21 protein-coding genes are annotated in these 18,408 nt (G+C 69.1%); 17 read left to right on the top strand and 4 right to left on the bottom strand.

Annotated features, from left to right (window positions below):
* Positions 1–124: 124 nt before the first annotated feature.
* The 5 genes from rpsF (at position 125) to dnaB (ending at position 3,710) form a co-directional block, all read left to right on the top strand.
* On the top strand, positions 125–508 hold the full coding sequence (gene rpsF, locus ACFVAJ_RS07530) for a 30S ribosomal protein S6 (protein ID WP_376942722.1): 384 nt from the start codon (positions 125–127) through the stop codon (positions 506–508).
* A gap of 5 nt (positions 509–513) precedes the next feature.
* The gene (locus ACFVAJ_RS07535) at positions 514–1,032 is read left to right on the top strand and encodes a single-stranded DNA-binding protein (RefSeq protein ID WP_157423766.1); all 519 of its coding nucleotides are present in this window, start codon (positions 514–516) and stop codon (positions 1,030–1,032) included.
* A 45-nt stretch (positions 1,033–1,077) separates the two neighbouring features.
* Positions 1,078–1,338: a 30S ribosomal protein S18 gene (gene rpsR, locus ACFVAJ_RS07540; RefSeq protein WP_022889097.1), complete on the top strand. Its 261-nt coding sequence runs from the start codon at positions 1,078–1,080 to the stop codon at positions 1,336–1,338.
* Between the two features lie 11 nt (positions 1,339–1,349).
* Positions 1,350–1,802, top strand: a complete 453-nt coding sequence (gene rplI, locus ACFVAJ_RS07545) for a 50S ribosomal protein L9 (protein WP_376942724.1) — start codon at positions 1,350–1,352, stop codon at positions 1,800–1,802.
* 534 nt (positions 1,803–2,336) lie between these two features.
* A complete protein-coding gene (gene dnaB, locus ACFVAJ_RS07550) occupies positions 2,337–3,710 on the top strand; it encodes a replicative DNA helicase (protein WP_376944598.1) in 1,374 nt (457 codons plus the stop codon).
* Between the two features lie 67 nt (positions 3,711–3,777).
* On the opposite strand, the gene dinB is transcribed toward dnaB, so the two are convergent.
* Positions 3,778–4,974 (bottom strand): DNA polymerase IV, encoded by a 1,197-nt coding sequence (gene dinB / locus ACFVAJ_RS07555; protein WP_376942726.1) that lies wholly within the window; start codon positions 4,972–4,974, stop codon positions 3,778–3,780.
* 160 nt (positions 4,975–5,134) lie between these two features.
* Complete coding sequence (locus tag ACFVAJ_RS07560) at positions 5,135–5,575, bottom strand: iron chaperone (protein WP_376942728.1); 441 nt, start codon at positions 5,573–5,575, stop codon at positions 5,135–5,137.
* A 295-nt stretch (positions 5,576–5,870) separates the two neighbouring features.
* Between ACFVAJ_RS07560 and ACFVAJ_RS07565 the strand changes: the two genes are divergently transcribed.
* The 5 genes from ACFVAJ_RS07565 (at position 5,871) to ACFVAJ_RS07585 (ending at position 8,959) form a co-directional block, all read left to right on the top strand.
* Positions 5,871–6,209, top strand: coding sequence for a PadR family transcriptional regulator (locus ACFVAJ_RS07565; RefSeq protein ID WP_376942730.1), 339 nt, complete (start codon positions 5,871–5,873; stop codon positions 6,207–6,209).
* Positions 6,210–6,211: 2 nt separating this feature from the next.
* A complete protein-coding gene (locus ACFVAJ_RS07570; RefSeq protein ID WP_376942732.1) occupies positions 6,212–6,577 on the top strand; it encodes a DUF1048 domain-containing protein in 366 nt (121 codons plus the stop codon).
* On the top strand, positions 6,574–7,362 hold the full coding sequence (locus ACFVAJ_RS07575) for an ABC transporter ATP-binding protein (protein ID WP_376942734.1): 789 nt from the start codon (positions 6,574–6,576) through the stop codon (positions 7,360–7,362). Before ACFVAJ_RS07570 ends, ACFVAJ_RS07575 begins: the two co-directional genes overlap by 4 nt.
* Complete coding sequence (locus tag ACFVAJ_RS07580; protein ID WP_376942736.1) at positions 7,362–8,126, top strand: ABC transporter permease; 765 nt, start codon at positions 7,362–7,364, stop codon at positions 8,124–8,126. The genes ACFVAJ_RS07575 and ACFVAJ_RS07580 overlap by 1 nt, the downstream gene beginning before the upstream one ends.
* 248 nt (positions 8,127–8,374) lie before the next feature.
* Positions 8,375–8,959 (top strand): GNAT family N-acetyltransferase, encoded by a 585-nt coding sequence (locus tag ACFVAJ_RS07585; protein ID WP_376942738.1) that lies wholly within the window; start codon positions 8,375–8,377, stop codon positions 8,957–8,959.
* Positions 8,960–9,042: 83 nt separating this feature from the next.
* Here the strand turns inward: ACFVAJ_RS07585 and ACFVAJ_RS07590 are convergent, their stop codons facing one another.
* Positions 9,043–9,408, bottom strand: a complete 366-nt coding sequence (locus tag ACFVAJ_RS07590) for a cupin domain-containing protein (protein ID WP_376942740.1) — start codon at positions 9,406–9,408, stop codon at positions 9,043–9,045.
* A gap of 62 nt (positions 9,409–9,470) precedes the next feature.
* On the opposite strand from ACFVAJ_RS07590, the gene ACFVAJ_RS07595 reads away from it, so the two are divergent.
* The 6 genes from ACFVAJ_RS07595 to ACFVAJ_RS07620 all read left to right on the top strand — a co-directional run bounded on the left by ACFVAJ_RS07595 (position 9,471) and on the right by ACFVAJ_RS07620 (position 15,625).
* Positions 9,471–9,914, top strand: a complete 444-nt coding sequence (locus ACFVAJ_RS07595) for a YdeI/OmpD-associated family protein (protein WP_376942742.1) — start codon at positions 9,471–9,473, stop codon at positions 9,912–9,914.
* A 32-nt stretch (positions 9,915–9,946) separates the two neighbouring features.
* Complete coding sequence (locus tag ACFVAJ_RS07600; protein WP_376942744.1) at positions 9,947–10,477, top strand: putative immunity protein; 531 nt, start codon at positions 9,947–9,949, stop codon at positions 10,475–10,477.
* Positions 10,470–11,393 (top strand): methyltransferase family protein, encoded by a 924-nt coding sequence (locus tag ACFVAJ_RS07605; protein ID WP_376942746.1) that lies wholly within the window; start codon positions 10,470–10,472, stop codon positions 11,391–11,393. Before ACFVAJ_RS07600 ends, ACFVAJ_RS07605 begins: the two co-directional genes overlap by 8 nt.
* Before the next feature lie 136 nt (positions 11,394–11,529).
* Positions 11,530–13,041, top strand: a complete 1,512-nt coding sequence (locus ACFVAJ_RS07610) for an MATE family efflux transporter (protein ID WP_376942748.1) — start codon at positions 11,530–11,532, stop codon at positions 13,039–13,041.
* A gap of 91 nt (positions 13,042–13,132) precedes the next feature.
* Positions 13,133–13,504 carry a hypothetical protein gene (locus ACFVAJ_RS07615; RefSeq protein WP_376942750.1) on the top strand — a complete coding sequence of 124 codons (372 nt, stop codon included), beginning with the start codon at positions 13,133–13,135 and terminating at the stop codon, positions 13,502–13,504.
* Positions 13,505–13,711: 207 nt separating this feature from the next.
* On the top strand, positions 13,712–15,625 hold the full coding sequence (locus ACFVAJ_RS07620) for an FAD-binding monooxygenase (protein WP_376942752.1): 1,914 nt from the start codon (positions 13,712–13,714) through the stop codon (positions 15,623–15,625).
* 15 nt (positions 15,626–15,640) lie between these two features.
* On the opposite strand, the gene ACFVAJ_RS07625 is transcribed toward ACFVAJ_RS07620, so the two are convergent.
* A complete protein-coding gene (locus ACFVAJ_RS07625) occupies positions 15,641–16,351 on the bottom strand; it encodes an IclR family transcriptional regulator (RefSeq protein WP_376942754.1) in 711 nt (236 codons plus the stop codon).
* A gap of 195 nt (positions 16,352–16,546) precedes the next feature.
* Between ACFVAJ_RS07625 and ACFVAJ_RS07630 the strand changes: the two genes are divergently transcribed.
* Positions 16,547–18,376 (top strand): oleate hydratase, encoded by a 1,830-nt coding sequence (locus ACFVAJ_RS07630; protein ID WP_376942756.1) that lies wholly within the window; start codon positions 16,547–16,549, stop codon positions 18,374–18,376.
* Positions 18,377–18,408: the final 32 nt, after the last annotated feature.

Here is an 18,408-nt window from a genome sequence, read left to right on the forward strand (position 1 = left end):
CATCCGTTACCATTGACAGGTTGCCCGTGCGCCTCGATTGCGAGGCCTCCTCGGTGCGACGTATGCACAACCCTCCTGTTGCAGAGATCCTGCAGCCGCTGAGTCCGAAGGAGGTGGGTTAGTCATGCACCAGTACGAGCTGATGGTCATCCTCGATCCCGAGATCGACGAGCGCACCGTTGCTCCCAGCCTTGACAAGTTCCTCAACGTCATCCGTAACGATGGCGGCACTGTCGACAAGGTCGACATCTGGGGACGTCGTCGCCTGGCTTACGAGATCAACAAGAAGTCCGAGGGCATCTACGCCGTCGTCGACTTCACCGCCGAGTCCGCGACCACCAACGAGCTCGACCGCCAGCTGAACCTCAGCGAGGCCGTCATGCGCACGAAGGTGCTCCGCGCAGAAGAGGCGATCGCCCAGGTCGCCGCTCACGCGAAGGCTCAGGAGGCGAAGGCCGCCAAGAAGGCCGCCGCCGCCGCCAAGGCCCCCGCCAAGAAGGACGCCTAGTCCCCATGGCCGGCGAGACCATCATCACCGTGGTGGGCAACCTCACTGCAGATCCCGAGCTGCGTTACACGCAGAACGGTCTGGCGGTTGCCAACTTCACCATCGCCTCCACTCCTCGTACGTTCGACCGTCAGGCGAACGAGTGGAAGGACGGTGAAGCGCTGTTCCTGCGCGCGAGCTGCTGGCGTGAATTCGCCGAGCACGTCGCGGGTTCACTCACCAAGGGTTCCCGGGTCATCGCTTCCGGGCGTCTCAAGCAGCGTTCCTACGAGACGAAGGAAGGCGAGAAGCGCACCACCATGGAGCTCGAGATCGACGAGATCGGTCCCTCGCTCCGGTACGCCACCGCTTCCGTGACTCGTGCGCAGTCGAACCGCGGTGCGGTCGGCGGCGGTGGCTCCTTCGGGGGCGGCCAGTCCGACGACGCGTGGGCGCCCAGCGCTCCCGCAGCCCAGCAGCAGCAGGGCGGCGGGGATGTCTGGAACACCCCCGGCACCGGCTACGGCGACGAGACCCCCTTCTAATATTCGGCGGGCCCTGCGGCCCGCATCCTCAAGACAGGAAAACCAATGGCTGGAAAGAGCAGCGGCGATCGCCGCAAGCCGAGCCGCGGGAAGGGCGCGAAGAACGCCGCCCCGGCGAAGTCGATCAAGGTCGGCATCATCGACTACAAGGACGTTGCGACCCTTCGCAAGTTCATCTCGGAGCGTGGAAAGATCCGCGCCCGTCGCATCACCGGTGTCTCCGTGCAGGAGCAGCGCCTCATCGCCCGCGCCGTGAAGAACGCGCGCGAGATGGCCCTCCTGCCCTACTCGGGCTCCGGCCGCTAAGGAGCACGACAATGGCAAAGGTTATTCTCACGCACGAGGTCACCGGCCTCGGCACGGCCGGCGACGTCGTCGAGGTCAAGAACGGCTACGCGCGCAACTACCTGGTTCCCCAGGGCTTCGCGACGCCGTGGACCCGCGGTGGCGAGAAGCAGGTCGAGCAGATCAAGGCCGCCCGTGCGGCTCGCGCCCTGCACTCGCTCGAAGACGCGCAGGCCCTCAAGGCCAAGCTCGAGGCGGGCAAGGTCAAGCTGGCCGTCAAGGCCGGCCTCGGCGGCCGCCTGTTCGGCTCGGTGAAGACGGCGGATGTCGCCGACGCCGTCGAGGCCGCTGGCCTCGGCTCGGTCGACAAGCGCAAGATCCAGATCCCCACGCCGATCAAGTCGGTCGGCGACCACGAGGCGACGGTTCGTCTGCACGACGAGCTCACCGCGACGATCATCCTTCAGGTGGTCGCGGCGAAGTAATCGCCCGAGATCGCGAGCGGCGGTCGGGAGCTTCGGCTCCCGGCCGCCGCTTCGTCGTTCCGAACCGTCCGTCCGTCGCACTCGAGCGTGTCCCGGACGGGTGCCGTGCGCGTGCGGAATCCCAGGCGGCACCTACACCCGCGCGGGGTTCGCGCGCAAGTCCACATCCGGGTTCCCTGTGACTGTTGTACACAGGTGGAGAACCGGCTGGGGAATGTTCCTGAAGAAGTTTTTCCCCACAGGTGTGCAAAGTATTTTTACCTGATCAGCACAGAATTCAACTCGTGTAATTCACATGAATTCCACAGTTCTCCACAGGTGGAGTACACATGTTGAACGGCGTTTCGCCCAGATTATCCCCAGAGTTATCCACAGGCTGGCTTGTGCTGTGGACGAGCCGCTCATATCGTGAAGCAGCGTCCCACGAACAGTGGATCTTCTCGCGTCGATGAGCCGGTGTCGGTGGCTCCGATGACACTGAAGTGCGGGCGCGGGACGCTCGCCCGCACGAGCTCGAAAACGGAGGTCATGGAGTTGTCGATCGCGCACATCGGGCTCGCCGAACCGGTCGATGAGACCGACGCCCGACGAGGCGAACGCGTTCCTCCTCACGACCTCCTCGCCGAGCAGAGCGCCCTCGGCGGCATGATGCTCTCGAAGGACGCCGTGGCCGACGTCATCGAGACGATCCGGGGCATCGACTTCTACGTGCCCAAGCACGAGGTCATCTTCAACGCCGTGCTCACGCTGTATTCGCACGGCGAGCCGACCGACGTCATCGCCGTCACCGACGAGCTGACGAAGACCGGCGATCTGCAGCGCGCGGGCGGAGTCGAGTATCTCCACACCCTCACGAGCCTCGTGCCGACCGCCGCGAACGCCGGCTTCTACGCCTCGATCGTCGCCGAGCGCGCGCTGCTGCGCCGTCTCGTCGAGGCGGGCACCCGCATCGTGCAGATGGGCTACGCCGGCGAGGGCGAGGTCGTCGACCTCGTCAACAACGCCCAGGCCGAGATCTACTCGGTCACCGGCTCGGTCGAGACCGAAGACTACGTGCCGCTCTCCGAAGCGGTCACCGTCGCCATCGACGAGATCGAGGCGGCAAAGCACACCGACGGCAAGTTCACCGGCGTCCCGACCGGCTTCGCCGACCTCGACGACCTGACGAACGGGTTCCACCCCGGGCAGATGATCATCGTCGCCGCCCGCCCCGCCATGGGCAAGTCGACGCTCGCGCTCGACTTCGCCCGTGCGGCGTCGATCACCAACGGCCTGCCGTCGGTCTTCTTCTCGCTCGAGATGGGCAAGAGCGAGATCGCCATGCGCCTGCTCTCGGCCGAGTCGAACGTGCCGCTGCAGAACATGCGCAAGGGCACCGTCGACTCCCGCGACTGGACGACGATCGCCTCGACCCGCGGCCGCATCAACGACTCCCCCCTCTACATCGACGACTCCCCCAACATGACCCTCGTCGAGATCCGCGCGAAGTGCCGCCGACTCAAGCAGAAGGTCGGCCTGAAGATGGTCGTCATCGACTACCTGCAGCTCATGACGAGCGGCAAGCGCGTCGAGAGCCGCCAGCAGGAGGTCTCGGAGTTCTCGCGAGCGCTGAAGCTGCTCGCGAAAGAGCTCCAGGTGCCGGTCATCGCCCTCTCGCAGCTGAACCGTGGCCCCGAGCAGCGCGCCGACAAGATGCCCGCGATCAGCGACCTCCGTGAGTCGGGCTCGATCGAGCAGGACGCCGACATGGTGATCCTGCTGCACCGCGAGGCCGCGTACGAGCGCGACAGCCCTCGCGCAGGCGAGGCCGACCTCATCGTGGCGAAGCACCGTAACGGTCCGACCCGCACGATCACGGTCGCGTTCCAGGGCCACTTCTCCAAGTTCGCCGACATGGCGCCGATGTAATTCGGCCCTCGAGCGTCCCCGTGTCGGCGTTCGGTCGAGCGCCCCGCCGCACGAGATGAAGAGCGCGCTATTCGTGTTCGGGCAGCAGCGGCGCCTCGATGCCGGGGTTGCGGCCGAGCTGGGCGGCGCGGGAGACCGATGTCGCACCGAAGCGGTCGCGCACGCTGTCGAGTACGGTGTCGAGGCGGTGCCCGTCGCCCCAGTCGATCGGGAGTTCAGGGGGCATCTCGTCGGAGCGGGACAGCTGTGAGAAGGACACGCCGATCAGGGTGATGCCGCGTGCGTCGATCTGCGGCTGCGCGGCGTCGAGGAGACCGCGGGCGAGGTCCAGCAGCACCGAGGTGCGGTCGGTCGGCGTGCGCAGGCTGCGCGAGCGCGTCGCCCTCGTGAAGTCGCCGAAGCGGAGGCGGAGGACGACGGACCGGCAGGCGCGGTCACGGTCCCGCAACCGGCGCGCGAGCCGGTCGATGATCTGCGTGAGGATGAGGTCGAGCTCCTCGGGCGACCGCGGATGCGCGCCGAGTGCTCGTTGCGACCCGATGGATCCGCGGCGCCGGGTCGTGTCGACGGGTCGGGGGTCGCGCAGGCGGGCGAGTGCATGGAGGTGCGCGCCGACCGCGCGACCCAGCAGCCGCTCGGCCGTCGCGGCCTCGAGCTCGGCGAGCTCGCCGACGGTTCGGATGCCGAGGCGGTGGAGCTTCTCGGCCGTGACGGCACCCACCCCCCAGAGACGTTCGACCGGGAGCGGCAGCAGGAACTCCTGCTCGCGCTCGGGCTCGACGATGAGCAGCCCGTCGGGCTTGCTCACGGCGCTCGCGACCTTCGCGAGGAACTTGGTGCGCGCGACGCCGACCGAGATCGCGAGCCCCGCCTCGGCGCGGACGCGAGCCCGGAGCCGCATGGCGATCTCCTCGGGCGTCCCCGAGAGCCGGCGCAGTCCGCCGACCTCGAGAAAGGCCTCGTCGATCGAGATGCCTTCGACGAGCGGGGTCGTATCGCGGAAGATCGCGAAGACCTCCTTGCTCGCCGCCGAGTACGCGTCCATGCGGGGCGGCACCACGATGGCGTCGGGGCAGAGCTCGCGCGCCTGCCGCCCGCCCATCGCGGTGCGCACCCCCCGTGCCTTCGCCTCGTAGCTCGCGGCCAGTACGACGCCACCGCCGACGATGACGGGGCGGCCGCGCAGGGCGGGCGCGTCGCGTTGTTCGACCGAGGCGTAGAACGCGTCGAGGTCGGCGTGCAGCACGGTCGCCTCGCCCCGCATGGCGTCTCCCGTCGTTCGATCCGCCGTTCGCACGTCGACCGATCACTGGGAGCCGGGGCGCGATCGCGCCCCGATCGCGGCCTCGATCAACGAGAGGATCGTCGCATGGGCCGCCGACATGCTGCGCCGCCGCTCGGCGGGGCCGGCCCCGCCGAGGCGATCAGTGGTCCGAGCCGGCCTTCCGAATGACCTCGGCGATGCGTGCCTCGACCTCGGGGGTCCACTTCAGGAGTGCGAACGAAGTGACCCAGAGGTCGCCGTCGTCGAGGTTCGCGGCCTCCTCGAACCCGAGCGTCGCGTACCGCGTGGTGAACTTCGACGCGGCCTTGAAGAAGACGACCACCTTGCCGTCAGCGTCGGTGTAGGCCGGGAACCCGTACCAGGTCTTCGGCATGAGGTGCGGCGCGACCTCCTTGACGATGCGGTCGATGCCCTCGGCGAGCTCCCGGTCCTCGGCGGGCATCTCGGCGATGGCCTCGCGGATCGCCTTCTCGCCGGCTTCGCGGTTCTTGCCGGCCTTCGCCTGCGCCCGCAGTTCAGCGGCGCGCTGCTTGACGGCGGCGCGTTCCTCGGTCGAGAGTCCGTCGGTCTTGGCGGCCATGATCTGCTCCTTCTTGCGTGTGTCATGCGGTGTGATTCCCACGCTACGGAGCTTTGCCGGCGGGCGCTTCTCGAATCCTGATCGCCTTGATCGCGACCCGCGACCCGCGACCGCGACCGTTGCCGATCGCGGGCGGGGCGTCGCCGTTCGCCGTTCCGCGGAGGCATCCTCGAATCTCTTCGAGAAGTTTGGTATTCGGTGTTGCTAAGTACCGGTACTCAGTGTTACTTTGTAGTGGTAGTCAGCAACACTGATTACCAGCACCACTAAGTAGTGAAAGCGAAAGGAGCGTTCCATGGGCAAGCAGATGACCGAGATGCTCAAGGGCACGCTCGAGGGCATCGTCCTCGCGATCCTCGCCGAGCAGCCGGCTTACGGCTACGACATCACGGCGCGGCTGCGAGAGCGCGGCTTCACCGACATCGCCGAGGGCACGATCTACGCCCTACTGGTTCGGGTCGAGCAGCGCGGTCTCGTCGACGTCGAGAAGGTGCCTTCCGAGAAGGGCCCGCCGCGCAAGGTCTTCACGCTCAACGAGCAGGGCCGAGGCGAACTCGCAGAGTTCTGGAGGACATGGAGCTTCCTCGCAGAACGTATCGAACAGCTCCACCAGACCGACGAATTGGAGAACTGATCATGGCTGCCAAGTGGATCGAAGCCCTCACCGGCTCGCTCGAGCAGAAGAAGCAGTACAAGCAGTACAAGGCCCGCATCGAGGCCCTCCCCGAGCCCTACCGCGGCAGCGCCAAGGCGCTCGACCGGTACTTCATGTACGCCGGCGGCATCACCGACGGCGACACCATGGTGAAGATGCTCGAGGACTTCGCCGACCTGTGGGAGCGCGCGGCGATCGACGGCACGCCCGTCGCCGAGATCGTCGGCGACGACCCCGTCTCCTTCGCCGAGGAGTTCACGCAGGCGTACGGCGGCAAGCAGTGGATCGACAAGGAGCGCACTCGCCTGAACACGGCGATCGACGAGGCGAAGAAGGAGCAGTCATGAGCACCGTCACCGAACCCGCCATCCGGGTCCAGGGCATCGAGAAGTCCTTCAAGGACCTCCAGGTGCTGAAGGGCGTCGACTTCGAGGTCGCACGGGGCAGCATCTTCGCCCTCCTGGGCTCGAACGGCGCCGGCAAGACCACGCTCGTGCGCATCCTGTCGACGCTCCTGAAGTCCGACGCCGGCACCGCGACCGTGCACGGCTTCGACGTCGCCGGGGCGCCCGGCGACGTGCGCGAGTCGATCAGCCTGACCGGGCAGTTTGCCGCGGTCGACGAGGTGCTGAGCGGCCGGGAGAACCTCGTGCTCATCGCGAAGCTGCGGCACCTCAAGAACCCGGGTGCGATCGCCGACGAGCTGCTCGACCGGTTCTCGCTCACCGAGGCGGGCGGCCGCAAGGCCGCCACGTACTCGGGCGGCATGCGCCGCCGGCTCGACATCGCGATGAGTCTGATCGGCAACCCGCCGATCATCTTCCTCGACGAGCCGACCACCGGCCTCGACCCGCAGGCGCGCATCGAGGTGTGGCAGACCGTCAAGGAGCTCGCCGACCGCGGCACGACGGTGCTGCTCACGACGCAGTACCTCGACGAGGCCGAGCAGCTCGCCGACCGCATCGCCATCCTGCACGAGGGCACGATCATCCAGAACGGCACCCTCGCCGAACTCAAGCAGCTCCTCCCGGCCGCCACGGTCGAGTACGTCGAGAAGCAGCCGACGCTCGAAGAGGTCTTCCTCACGCTCGTCGGCGCCGGCGCCGGCAACGACAACGGAAAGGATTCATGATGACCTCCCACGTCCTGAGCGACACCCGGGTTCTCACGGGCCGCTCGCTGACCCACATCCTCCGCAGCCCCGACACGATCATCACCACCGCGGTCACGCCGATCGCGCTGATGCTGCTCTTCACCTACGTGCTGGGCGGGGCCATCAACACGGGGTCCGACGAGTCGTACATCGACTACATGCTCCCCGGCATCCTGCTGATCACGATCGCGTCGGGCATCGCGTACACCGCGTACCGACTGTTCCTCGACATGCAGGGCGGCATCTTCGAGCGGTTCCAGTCGATGCCGATCTCCCGGTCGAGCGTGCTGTGGGGCCACGTGCTCACCTCGCTCGTCTCGAACCTGATCTCGGTCGCGATCGTCATCGGCGTCGCACTGCTCATGGGGTTCCGCACCGGAGCATCCGTGCTGGTCTGGCTGGCGGTCGCGGGCATCCTGGTGCTCTTCACCCTCGCCCTGACCTGGCTCGCGGTGATCGCCGGCCTCTCGGCGAAGACCGTCGACGGCGCGAGCGCCTTCAGCTACCCGCTGATCTTCCTCCCGTTCATCAGCTCGGCCTTCGTGCCGACCGACTCGATGCCCGCTCCGGTCGCCTGGTTCGCCGAGAACCAGCCGGTGACCTCGATCGTGAACTCGATCCGGGCACTGTTCGCGGGGCAGCCCGTGGGCAGCGACATCTGGGTCGCACTGGCCTGGCTCGTCGGCATCCTCGTCGTCGCCTACGTCTGGGCGATCGCGATCTACAAGCGCAAGATGAGCTGACGGCTCCTCGAGCGCAACACCTCGAACGCCGCCCGGCCCCTCAGGGGGTGCGGGCGGCGGCGTCGTTCCGCAAGGTGCAGGTCGCGCTCGCGGACCTGATGACGTCGCGAATATCAATCGAGCGGCACGCCTGAATCGCAGATAGGGTCTCCGAGCATGGACATGCTGAATGGCGAGGAGATCGCGCCGGTGGGGGAAACCACGCGTCAGCGCCTCTGCGTCGCCCGACCTCCTGCGACGGAGTCCCCGTGACGTCGCATGTGATCCGCCCGCTCACGCCCGAGACCTTCCCGGCGTGGCTGGCGCTCGCGAAGAAGCACAACGGGGTGTGGGGCGGTTGCTACTGCTCGTACTTCCACGACGACACCGAGCAGACCGTGAAAGACGAGCACGACCGAGCGACCTTCAAGCAGCGACTCGTTGCGGAGGGCGTCGCACACGCAGCGCTCGTCTTCGACGGCGATGACGCGATCGCGTGGTGCGAGTACGGCAGCCCGGTCGAGCTGCCGAACATCTACCATCGCAAGCAGTACGACGCGGGCGAGACGAAGCCGGCGCCGTGGCGCATCACCTGTTTCTTCGTCGACCGCGACCACCGGCGGTCGGGCGCCGCCCGCGAGGCACTGGATGGCGCGCTCGAGCTGATCGCGCAGGCCGGCGGGGGCGAGGTGGTCTCGTTCCCGAACGAGCTCGCCCCCGGCAAGAAGACGTCGTCGTCGTTCCTTCACAACGGGACGAGGACAATGTTCGAGAAGGCCGGGTTCACCTTCGAGCGTCATATCGGCAAGAGCAAGACGGTGATGCGGAAGACGGTCCTCCCGGCCCACGGCTGAGGCCCGGGGCGTCCGATCCACACCCGCCGGTGGCATGCGCCTCGCCCCCACGGAGGGCGTCGTCGTTTCACCGGTGAAATCGCTCAGTCGAGCTCGCGCAGCGGCGAGGTGCGTTCGCCCCCGGCATCCCCGGTGTTGACGGTGCCGCGGCGCTCGATGAGCACGGCGTGCACCTCGGCGTCGGCCCGCGGGCAGTGCTCCACGCCCTTCGGCACCACGAAGACGTCGTCAGGGCCGAGCACCACCTCGCGGTCTCGCAGCTGGATCGTGAGCTGACCGCTCAGCACGAGGAACAACTCGTCGGCATCTGGGTGCGTGTGCCAGACGAACTCGCCGAGGAGCTTCACCACCTTGACGTCGGTCTCGTCGACGCTCGCGAGCCGGTGCGGCTGCCAGGGCTCGGCGATCGTCGCGAGGGCCGTCTTGAGATTGCGTACGTCTTCGTTCACGGGTCGAGCCTACGAGGGCGGGTCGGATGCCGCGAGGGAGGGCCTGCGGCAGGATGGGCCCCATGGCAGAGCAGTTCACCGCGATCGTCGAACCGCACGAGAAGATGCGCGGCCTCGAGGTGCCGCCCGAGGTCGTGGAGGCGCTCGGCGGCGGCGCGCGCCCGCGCGTGGTCGTCACGATCGGCGACCATTCGTGGCGCACGCGCGTCGCGATCATGCGGGGGCGCAACCTCATCGGCTTCAGCAACGCGAACCGCGCGGCGACCGGCGCGGAGGTGGGCGACGAGGTCGACATCGAGCTCGAGGTCGACACCGAGCCGATCACCGTCGACGAACCGCCTGAGCTCACCGAGGCCCTCGAGGCCGACCCGGCGGCGCGCGCCGCCTTCGACGGGCTGACCCTGAGTCAGCGGCGCCAGCACGCGCGGGTGATCGAGCAGGCGAAGGGCGCCGAGACCCGCGTGCGCCGAGTCGAGAAGCTGCTCGCCGAGCTGCGCGGCGCCTAGGCCGCGTTCCGCCCGGTGGTAGGAATGGCAGGGTGCCGATCCTTCCGAAAGAACGCGACCCCCGGCTCATCACGATCCGTCGTGGCGGAACCCTGAGCGACGAGGACCACCGTCGGCTCGCCCAGTGGGCGATCGCCTGCTCCGAGCACGTGCTGCCGCTCTTCGAGCGCGCCCGGCCCGACGACCCGCGCCCGCGCGAGGTGCTCGAGGTCGCCCGCGCCTGGGTGCGTGGCGAGGTGCCGATGCGCGAGGCGCACCATGCGGCGTTCCACGCGAACGCCGCCGGTCGCGACCAGTCGGCGTCGGTGAAGTTCGCCGCGCTGTCGGTGGGCCAGGCGGTTGCCGTGGCGCATGTCGCCGAGCACGAGCTGGGGGCGGCCGCGTACGCGATCAGGGCGGCGGTGGCCGCCGCGGTCGAGCAGGGCGGTGCGGATGCCGCGGAGCCCGCCCGGCTCGCGGAGCGCGACTGGCAGCGCGCGCAGCTTCCGCCCGAGATCGGCGAGCTCGTGCTCGAGGACCAGCTGCGCCGGAGCCCCATCTGCTGGCACGTCTTCGATGACTGAACGGCTCGGCCGGGCCTACTTCGCGGTGCAGGCCGTCGCCGGTCTGGTGTGGTGGCTCGCGGTGTTCACCGTGCCATTCGTGCGGCAGGCCACGCTCGGCGGGCTCGATCCCGTGATGGTCGCCGTGCTCGACATTCCGCTCTTCGTGGGTGCTTCGGCGGTCGCCGCGCGCGGCGTGCGTGCAGCGGGCTTCGTCGCGACGGGGTGGACGCTCGTGGTCACCGTCGGTCTGGCGGTGTACGCGACGCTGAGCACCGAGGCCGGCTGGGGCGTGCTGCTCATGGGGGCGGCGTCCGTGGCATCCGTGGTGGCGCTCTGCCTGATGGTGCTCGGGCGCGTGCCGACCGAGTGGATGCTCATCGGGCCGTTCCGGTTCCGTCGCGCGGACGCGACGGCGAAGCCGGGCGCGCACCTCGCGGCGACCGCCGCGCAGATCGTGGTCTTCTGGGGAATCCTGCTCGGGGTCGTGCCGGTGGTGATCGCCTGGCTCGAGCGGCGCTGGGGCCTGGCCGTCGACGCGCCCGACTGGCTGGTTCCGTTCGGTGCCGTGGCGTTCGGCCTCGCGAGCGCCCTCGGCATCTGGTCGGCGGTCGCGATGTCGATCCGTGGCGCCGGCACTCCGCTGCCGGCGGCGACGGCGAACCTCCTGGTGATCGCCGGACCGTACCGCTTCGTGCGCAACCCGATGGCGGTCGCGGGCATCACGCAGGGCGTCGCCGTCGGGCTGATGCTCGGCTCGTGGCTGGTCATCGTGTACGCGGTCGCGGGCGGGCTGTTCTGGAACTTCGTGGTGCGCCCGCTCGAGGAGGCCGAGCTCGAGGCGCGGTTCGGCGACGAGTTCCGCCGGTATCGCGCGGCGGTACGGTGCTGGGTGCCGCGGTTCGCGGGGACGGCACTCGAGGTGTCGCGCACCTGACGTCGACGCCGCGTGACGTGGGCACCCTTCAGTGCGCCAGGAGTGAGAGCACGGGCTCGTCCCGTCGAATCGGTTCGATATGCTTTCTGGCAACGCAAACATCTGAAGCCCCCGCAGAGACCCGCCGAGAGTTCACATGACCACCTCCCTCACCACCGGCGCCCCCTGGCGTGTCATCCTCGTCTTCGCGACCCCGCTGCTCATCGGCAACATCGTGCAGCAGCTCTACCAGGTCGCCGACGCGATCGTCGTCGGGCGGTACCTCGGCATCGACTCACTGGCCGCGGTCGGCGCGACCGGGTCGCTGCTGTTCCTGCTGCTCGGGTTCGCGTGGGGCGTGACCTCGGGGTTCGCCATCCCCACGGCGCAGGCGTTCGGTGCGGGTGACCACGACGCCGTGCGCCGTTCGGTGGCGACCGGCACGATGATCACCGCGGTCATGAGTGCCGCGCTCACGGTCGGTGCCCCGTTCCTCGCCGAACCGACGCTGCGGCTGCTGCAGACGCCTGAGGAGCTCATCGTCGAGGCGACCGTGTTCACGCAGGTCAGCTTCCTCGGGGCATCCGCCGTGATGTTCTTCAACTACCTCTCGGCGGTGATCCGGGCGCTCGGCGACTCGCGCACGCCGCTCGTCTTCCTCACGATCGCGTGCGTCCTGAACGTCGGCCTCGTCGTGCTGATGGTGGGTCCGCTCGGCTGGGGCGTCGCCGGAGCCGCGTGGGCGACGGTCGTCGCACAGGGCGTCTCGGTCGTGCTGTGCCTCGTGTACGTGCGTCGCCGCCTGCCCGTGCTCCGGCTTCGCCGCGCGGACTGGCGGGTGTCGGGCGGCGAGGTGCGCGAGCACCTGCGCATCGGCATGGCCATGGGCGTGCAGACCTCGATCATCGCGATCGGCACCCTCACCGTGCAGGTGGCGCTCAACGAGCTCGGCGCCGACGCGGTCGCCGCCTTCACCCTGGGTTCGCGGGTCGAGTCGATCGCGGTCGCGCTGCTCTCGTCGCTGGGCCTGGCCGCCTCGATGTACGCCGCGCAGAACCTCGGTGGCAGACGGCCCGACCGGGTCCGTCGCGGCGTCGTGCAGGCGACCTGGATGGCGATCGGCGCCGCGGTCGCGGTCGGTGCCCTGCTCATCCTGTTCGGCGAGCAGCTCGTGCGCCTCTTCGTCGGCGAGGGATCCGATGCCGTGGTCGAGGCCGCGACCCTCATGCTCTCCATCGACGGCTTCACCTACTCGCTGCTCGGGGTGCTGTTCATCCTGCGCGGCGTGCTGCAGGGCCTCGGCTACACCGTCGTGCCGACGGTGACGGGCGTCATCGAGCTCGTGATGCGCGTCGCGGCCGCGGTCGTGCTGGGCACGATGTTCGGCTTCGTGGGCGTCGTGCTGAGCAACCCGCTCGCCTGGCTGGGGTCGGTCGCGCTCCTCGTTCCCGCCTACATCCGCGAGCACCGACGACTCGGGCGCCTGCCGGTCGAGCCGCTCGCCCCGACCCCGACCACGCCGATCGCCGTGATCGGGCCGGTCGACGGCTCGATGACGGTCGACGCGGTCGTGACGGGGTCGGTGCCGGTGCAACGGCCCGATGCGACGGTCGCGTCGATCGAGGACGACCAGGACCCCGACCTCGCGTCGACCGTCGAGCGCGGCTGACGGGCGGCTACGGGCGGCTCGTGGCTCGCTGCCGCAGAGCGCCCCATGGTGGGGATAGCCGCGCGCGGGCAACGGGCGTACCGTCGAGCGCATGACGAAGCTCATCGAGAACCTGGCGGATTCGGTGCCCAGGTGGGGCGCGAAGGTGGCCTACGGCGAGAAGTCGACGATCGACGGGCGCGAGTTCGTTCCGGTCGCGCTCGTCGCCTTCGGCTTCGGCGGGGGTGAGGGCTCCGGTGACATGCCGGAGACCGAGAAGACCCCGGGCGGTCGTGGCGAAGGCAGCGGTGGCGGTGGCGGCGGTTACGCCGTGCCGATCGGGGCGTACATCGCCGGACCCGACGGACTGAGGTTCCGCCCCAACACGATCGCGCTCGCGGTGGCGGCGGTGCCGCTCGTGTCGGCGATCGGCGCCGGCCTGGCCATGATCATCGGCGCGAGCCGGTTCACCCGCGCCCGCTGACCTGAATCGCGTACTGCCGAGGTGACGATCGTCGCCGCGCCCGGCCGCAACGGCCGGTCCGCGCCGATCGCCGCCCGGCTTGTGCTGCGCCGCGCCGCGATCTACCATTGCCTCGCGCGATAAACGAATAGCACGTTCGATTATCGAATACTGCGAGACATCCGGAACCGAAGGATGCCTCGTCACGACGATGTGAGGAGCCCTCCCGTGCAGTTCCACCACCACGGCTACGTGTCCGGCGACCCGCGGGTGCAGCCCGCAGCAGGCGTCGGCCTCGACCGCCCCGAGGAGCTGCCCGACGAGGTCGACGTGCTCATCGTGGGCTCGGGCCCTGCGGGCATGCTCCTGTCGGCGCAGCTCTCGCAGTACCCCGACGGCGTCACGCGCATCATCGAGCGCCGCGACGGCCGGCTCGTGCTGGGCCAGGCCGACGGCATCCAGCCGCGAAGTGTCGAGACCTTCCAGGCGTTCGGCTTCGCCGAGCGCATCATCGCCGAGGCCTACAACATCGGCTACATGAACTTCTGGGGCCCCGACCCCGCCGAGCCGCAGAACATCATCCGCACCTCGCGCACCGAGGACTACGGGTACAAGATCAGCGAGTTCCCGCACCTCATCGTGAACCAGGCGCGCGTGCTCGACTACTTCGCCGAGGCGGCCGCGCACGGCCCGGGCCGCATCACGCCCGACTACGGCATCGAGTTCACGGGGCTCACCGTGCACGAGGACGGCTCGGCCGAGGCCGGCGAGTACCCGGTCGAGGTGCGGGTGCGGTACACCGCGGGCGAGCGAGCCGGCGAGGAGCGCACGGTGCGCGCGAAGTACGTCGCCGGCTGCGACGGCGCGCGCAGCGGCGTGCGCGAGGCGATCGGCCGCAAGCACGTCGGCGGCATCTCGGCGCACGCCTGGGGCGTCATGGACGTCGTCGTGAACACCGACTTCCCCGACTGGCGCACGAAGTGCGCGATCAACTCGGAGGCGGGCAACATCCTGCACATCCCTCGCGAGGGCGGGTACCTCAGTCGCATGTACATCGACCTGGGGGCCGTGGCCGAGGATGACGACCACGAGGTGCGCAAGACGCCGATCGAGGCGATCATCGCCAAGGCCAACGACATCCTGCACCCCTACACGCTCGACGTGCGCGACGTCGCCTGGTTCAGCGTCTACGAGGTCGGGCACCGGGTCACCGACCACTTCGACGACCGGTCGAGCGACGACGAGGATGCCTCGCCGCGCGTGTTCCTCACGGGCGACGCGTGCCACACGCACAGCGCGAAGGCCGGGCAGGGAATGAACGTCTCGATGCAGGACGGCTTCAACCTCGGCTGGAAGCTCGGCTCGGTGGTCTCGGGCCTCGCACCCGAATCACTGCTCTCGACCTACTCGGCCGAACGGCAGCCGGTCGCGCAGCAGCTCATCGACTTCGACCGCGAGTGGTCGTCGCTCATGGCCCGCAAGCCCGAGGAGATCTCGGACCCGCAGGAGCTCGCGACCTTCTACCTCGGCACCGCCGAGTTCCCCTCGGGCTTCATGACGCAGTACGCCCCGTCGATGATCACGGGCGACGCCGCGCACCAGGCGCTCGCGAGCGGGTTCCCGATCGGCAAGCGCTTCAAGTCGTCCGAGGTGTCGTTCGTGTGCGACGGCAACGTCGTGCACCTCGGTCACCACGCCAAGGCCGACGGCCGCTGGCGTCTCTACGCCTTCGCCGACGCCCCCGCGGCGGGCGAGGCATCCGGCCTGACCGACTGGGCCGAGTGGATCTCGACGTCGCCCGACTCGCCGATCGAGCGGTACACGCCCTCGGGCGCCGACGTCGACGCCGTGTTCGACATCAAGGTGATCTTCCAGCAGGGTCACGAGGAGATCGATATCACTCGGGCGCCCGAGGTGTTCCGGCCGAAGACCGGCCCGCTCGGCCTGATGGACTGGGAGAAGGTCTTCGCGGCGGGGCCGAGCTACTGGTGCCGCACCGACATCTTCGAGGAGCGCGGCATCTCGCGCGACGGCGCGATCGTGGTCGTGCGTCCCGACGGGTACGTCGCGCACGTGCTGCCGCTCACCGCGACAGCCGAGCTCGCCGACTTCTTCGCGGGGCAGATGGTGCCGCGGCGCTGACCGGGCGGTGCGGGCTCAGGCGCCCGACGCCCGCCCCAGGTTCGATGACGCGAGCTGCAGCCGCTCGGCGAGCTCGGCCTCGGGCTTCGGGAACGACACGTGGATCACCGCGATCGCGGCGGGCGGCTGCCCCGGCAGGTTGAGGGGCACGGCGACCGAACGCAGCGAGGGCACGACCTCGTCGTGGCTCACGGTGTACCCGCGCGCCCGGCTCTCGGCGATCTCGGCGCGCAGCGTCTCGGGGACGTCGTCGGGCCAGCGCGACTCGGGCAGGCCCATGAGGATCGCCTTGCCCGGCCCCCCGCGGGTGATCGGATGCCGGTGGCCGGGCCGGTACGACACCGCGGCGGTGCGGCGGGGCGAGGCGCTCACGAGGGTCACCGCCTCGTCGCCGTCGAGCAGCACCGCGAGCAGGCAGGTCATGCCGAGCTCCTCGGCGACGTCGGCGAGCTCGGGGAGCGCGAGCTGCTGCAGGTCGCGCTGCACGCCCGCGGCGAGGGCGGCGAGGCCGGCGCCGAGCCCGATCCGTCCGGCGGCGTTGCGCGAGGCGAGCCCGTGGTGCTCGAGGGTGCGGAGCAGGCGGTAGGCGACCGACCGGTGCACGCCGAGCTCCGCGGCGACCTCGTCGATCGAGAGCGCGCGGTCGGCGTCGGCGACGATCTCCAGAATGCGGATGCCGCGGCTCAGTGTCTGCGATCCCGCCTGCGCCGTCGTGTCTGCCGCCATGCGTCCGATACTAGAACGCCCCGCTCGATCATCGGACGCTCGCGGCGCGGACTTCGGAGACGGATGCAGCAGGCAGGGCGCCTGCAGGTCCGTGTTCCCCCGACCTGCACATCCGTGCGGGTGCATTCGAGGCGTGCGCAGGTAGCGTCGAAAGCGGTGCGCTGCGCATCGTCGCAGCGCGACGAAGGGGGAAGCATGTACTACAGCAGTGGCAATTACGAGGCGTTCGCGCGTCCGCGCAAGCCCGAGGGGGTCGACGGCAAGTCGGCGTGGTTCGTCGGCGCGGGGCTCGCGTCGATGTCGTCCGCGCTCTTCATGATCCGCGACGGGCAGCTGCCGGGCGACCGCATCACGATCCTCGAGCGATTGCCGCTGCCGGGTGGTGCCCTCGACGGCATCAAGCGCCCCGAGAAGGGCTTCGTCATCCGCGGCGGCCGCGAGATGGAGGACCACATGGAGTGCCTGTGGGACGCCTTCCGCACCGTGCCCTCGCTCGAGATCGAGGGCGCGAGCGTGCTCGACGAGTTCTACTGGCTCAACAAGGACGACCCGAACTTCTCGCTCTGCCGCGTCACCGAAGCGCAGGGGCAGGACGCGCACACGAACAATCTGTTCGGCCTCGACGACGCCGCGCAGAAGGACATCGTGCGGGTGTTCCTCGCGACCCGCGAGGAGATGGAGGACAAGCGCATCGACGAGGTGTTCTCGAAGGACTTCCTCGAGAGCAACTTCTGGCTCTACTGGCGCACGATGTTCGCCTTCGAGGAGTGGCACTCGGCCCTCGAGATGAAGCTCTACATCCACCGCTTCGTGCACCACATCGGCGGCCTGCCCGACCTGTCGGCCCTCAAGTTCACGAAGTACAACCAGTACGAGTCGCTCGTGCTGCCGCTGTACACGTGGCTGCTCGACCAGGGCGTGACCTTCCACTTCGACACGCAGGTCACCGACATCGACTTCGCGTTCGAGGGCGGCAACGGGCAGGGTTCGGATGCCACGAAGCGGGCGACGCGCATCCACTGGGTGCAGGGCGGGGTCGAGGGCGGAGCCGATCTCGGAATCGACGACTTCGTGCTCGCGACCATCGGCGGGCTCACCGAGAACTCCGACGAGGGCGACCAGCACACCCCCGCGAAGCTCGACGAGTCGCCCGCGGCGGGCTGGGCGCTCTGGCAGCGCATCGCGGCGAAGCATCCCTCGTTCGGCCGGCCCGAGGTCTTCTGCGGCGACATCGAGAAGACCAAGTGGGAGTCGGCCACAGTGACGACGCTCGACGCCCGCATCCCGGCGTACATCGAGAAGATCGCGCAGCGCGACCCGTTCAGCGGCAAGGTGGTCACCGGCGGCATCGTCACCGCCCGCGACTCGGCCTGGCTCATGAGCTGGACGGTGAACCGTCAGCCGCACTTCACGCAGCAGCCCGCCGACCAGATCGTGGTGTGGGTGTACGGGCTCTTCGTCGACGTGCCAGGCGACTACACGGGCAAGACGCTGCAGGAGTCGACGGGCGAGGAGATCACCCGCGAGTGGCTCTACCACCTCGGCGTGCCCGTCGACCAGATCGACGAGCTGGCCGCGAACGCGGCGACGGCGGTGCCCGTGATGATGCCGTACGTCACGAGCTTCTTCATGCCGCGCAAGGCGGGCGACCGCCCCGACGTGGTGCCCGCGGGTGCGCAGAACTTCGCGTTCATCGGCCAGTTCGCCGAGACCACCCGTGACTGCATCTTCACGACCGAGTACTCGGTGCGCACGGGCATGGAGGCCGCCTACCGGCTGCTCGGCATCGACCGCGGGGTGCCCGAGGTGTTCGGCTCGACCTACGACGTGCGGCACCTGCTCAAGGCGACGAGCCGCCTGCGCGACGGCGCCGAGGTCGGGCTGCCCGGACCGAAGTTCCTGCGCGAGCGGCTGTTCACCCGGCTCGACGGCACCCAGGTCGGCGAGCTGCTGACCGATTTCAAGCTCATCCCCGAGCACGGCGGCACCGTGGTGCGCGAGCGGGCCGACGACGCGATCGAGTGAGCCGTGCGGGGCATCCGGTGGTCGTCGACGAC

It is taken from the genome of Agromyces sp. NPDC057679, assembly GCF_042799635.1.
Classification (GTDB): domain Bacteria; phylum Actinomycetota; class Actinomycetes; order Actinomycetales; family Microbacteriaceae; genus Agromyces.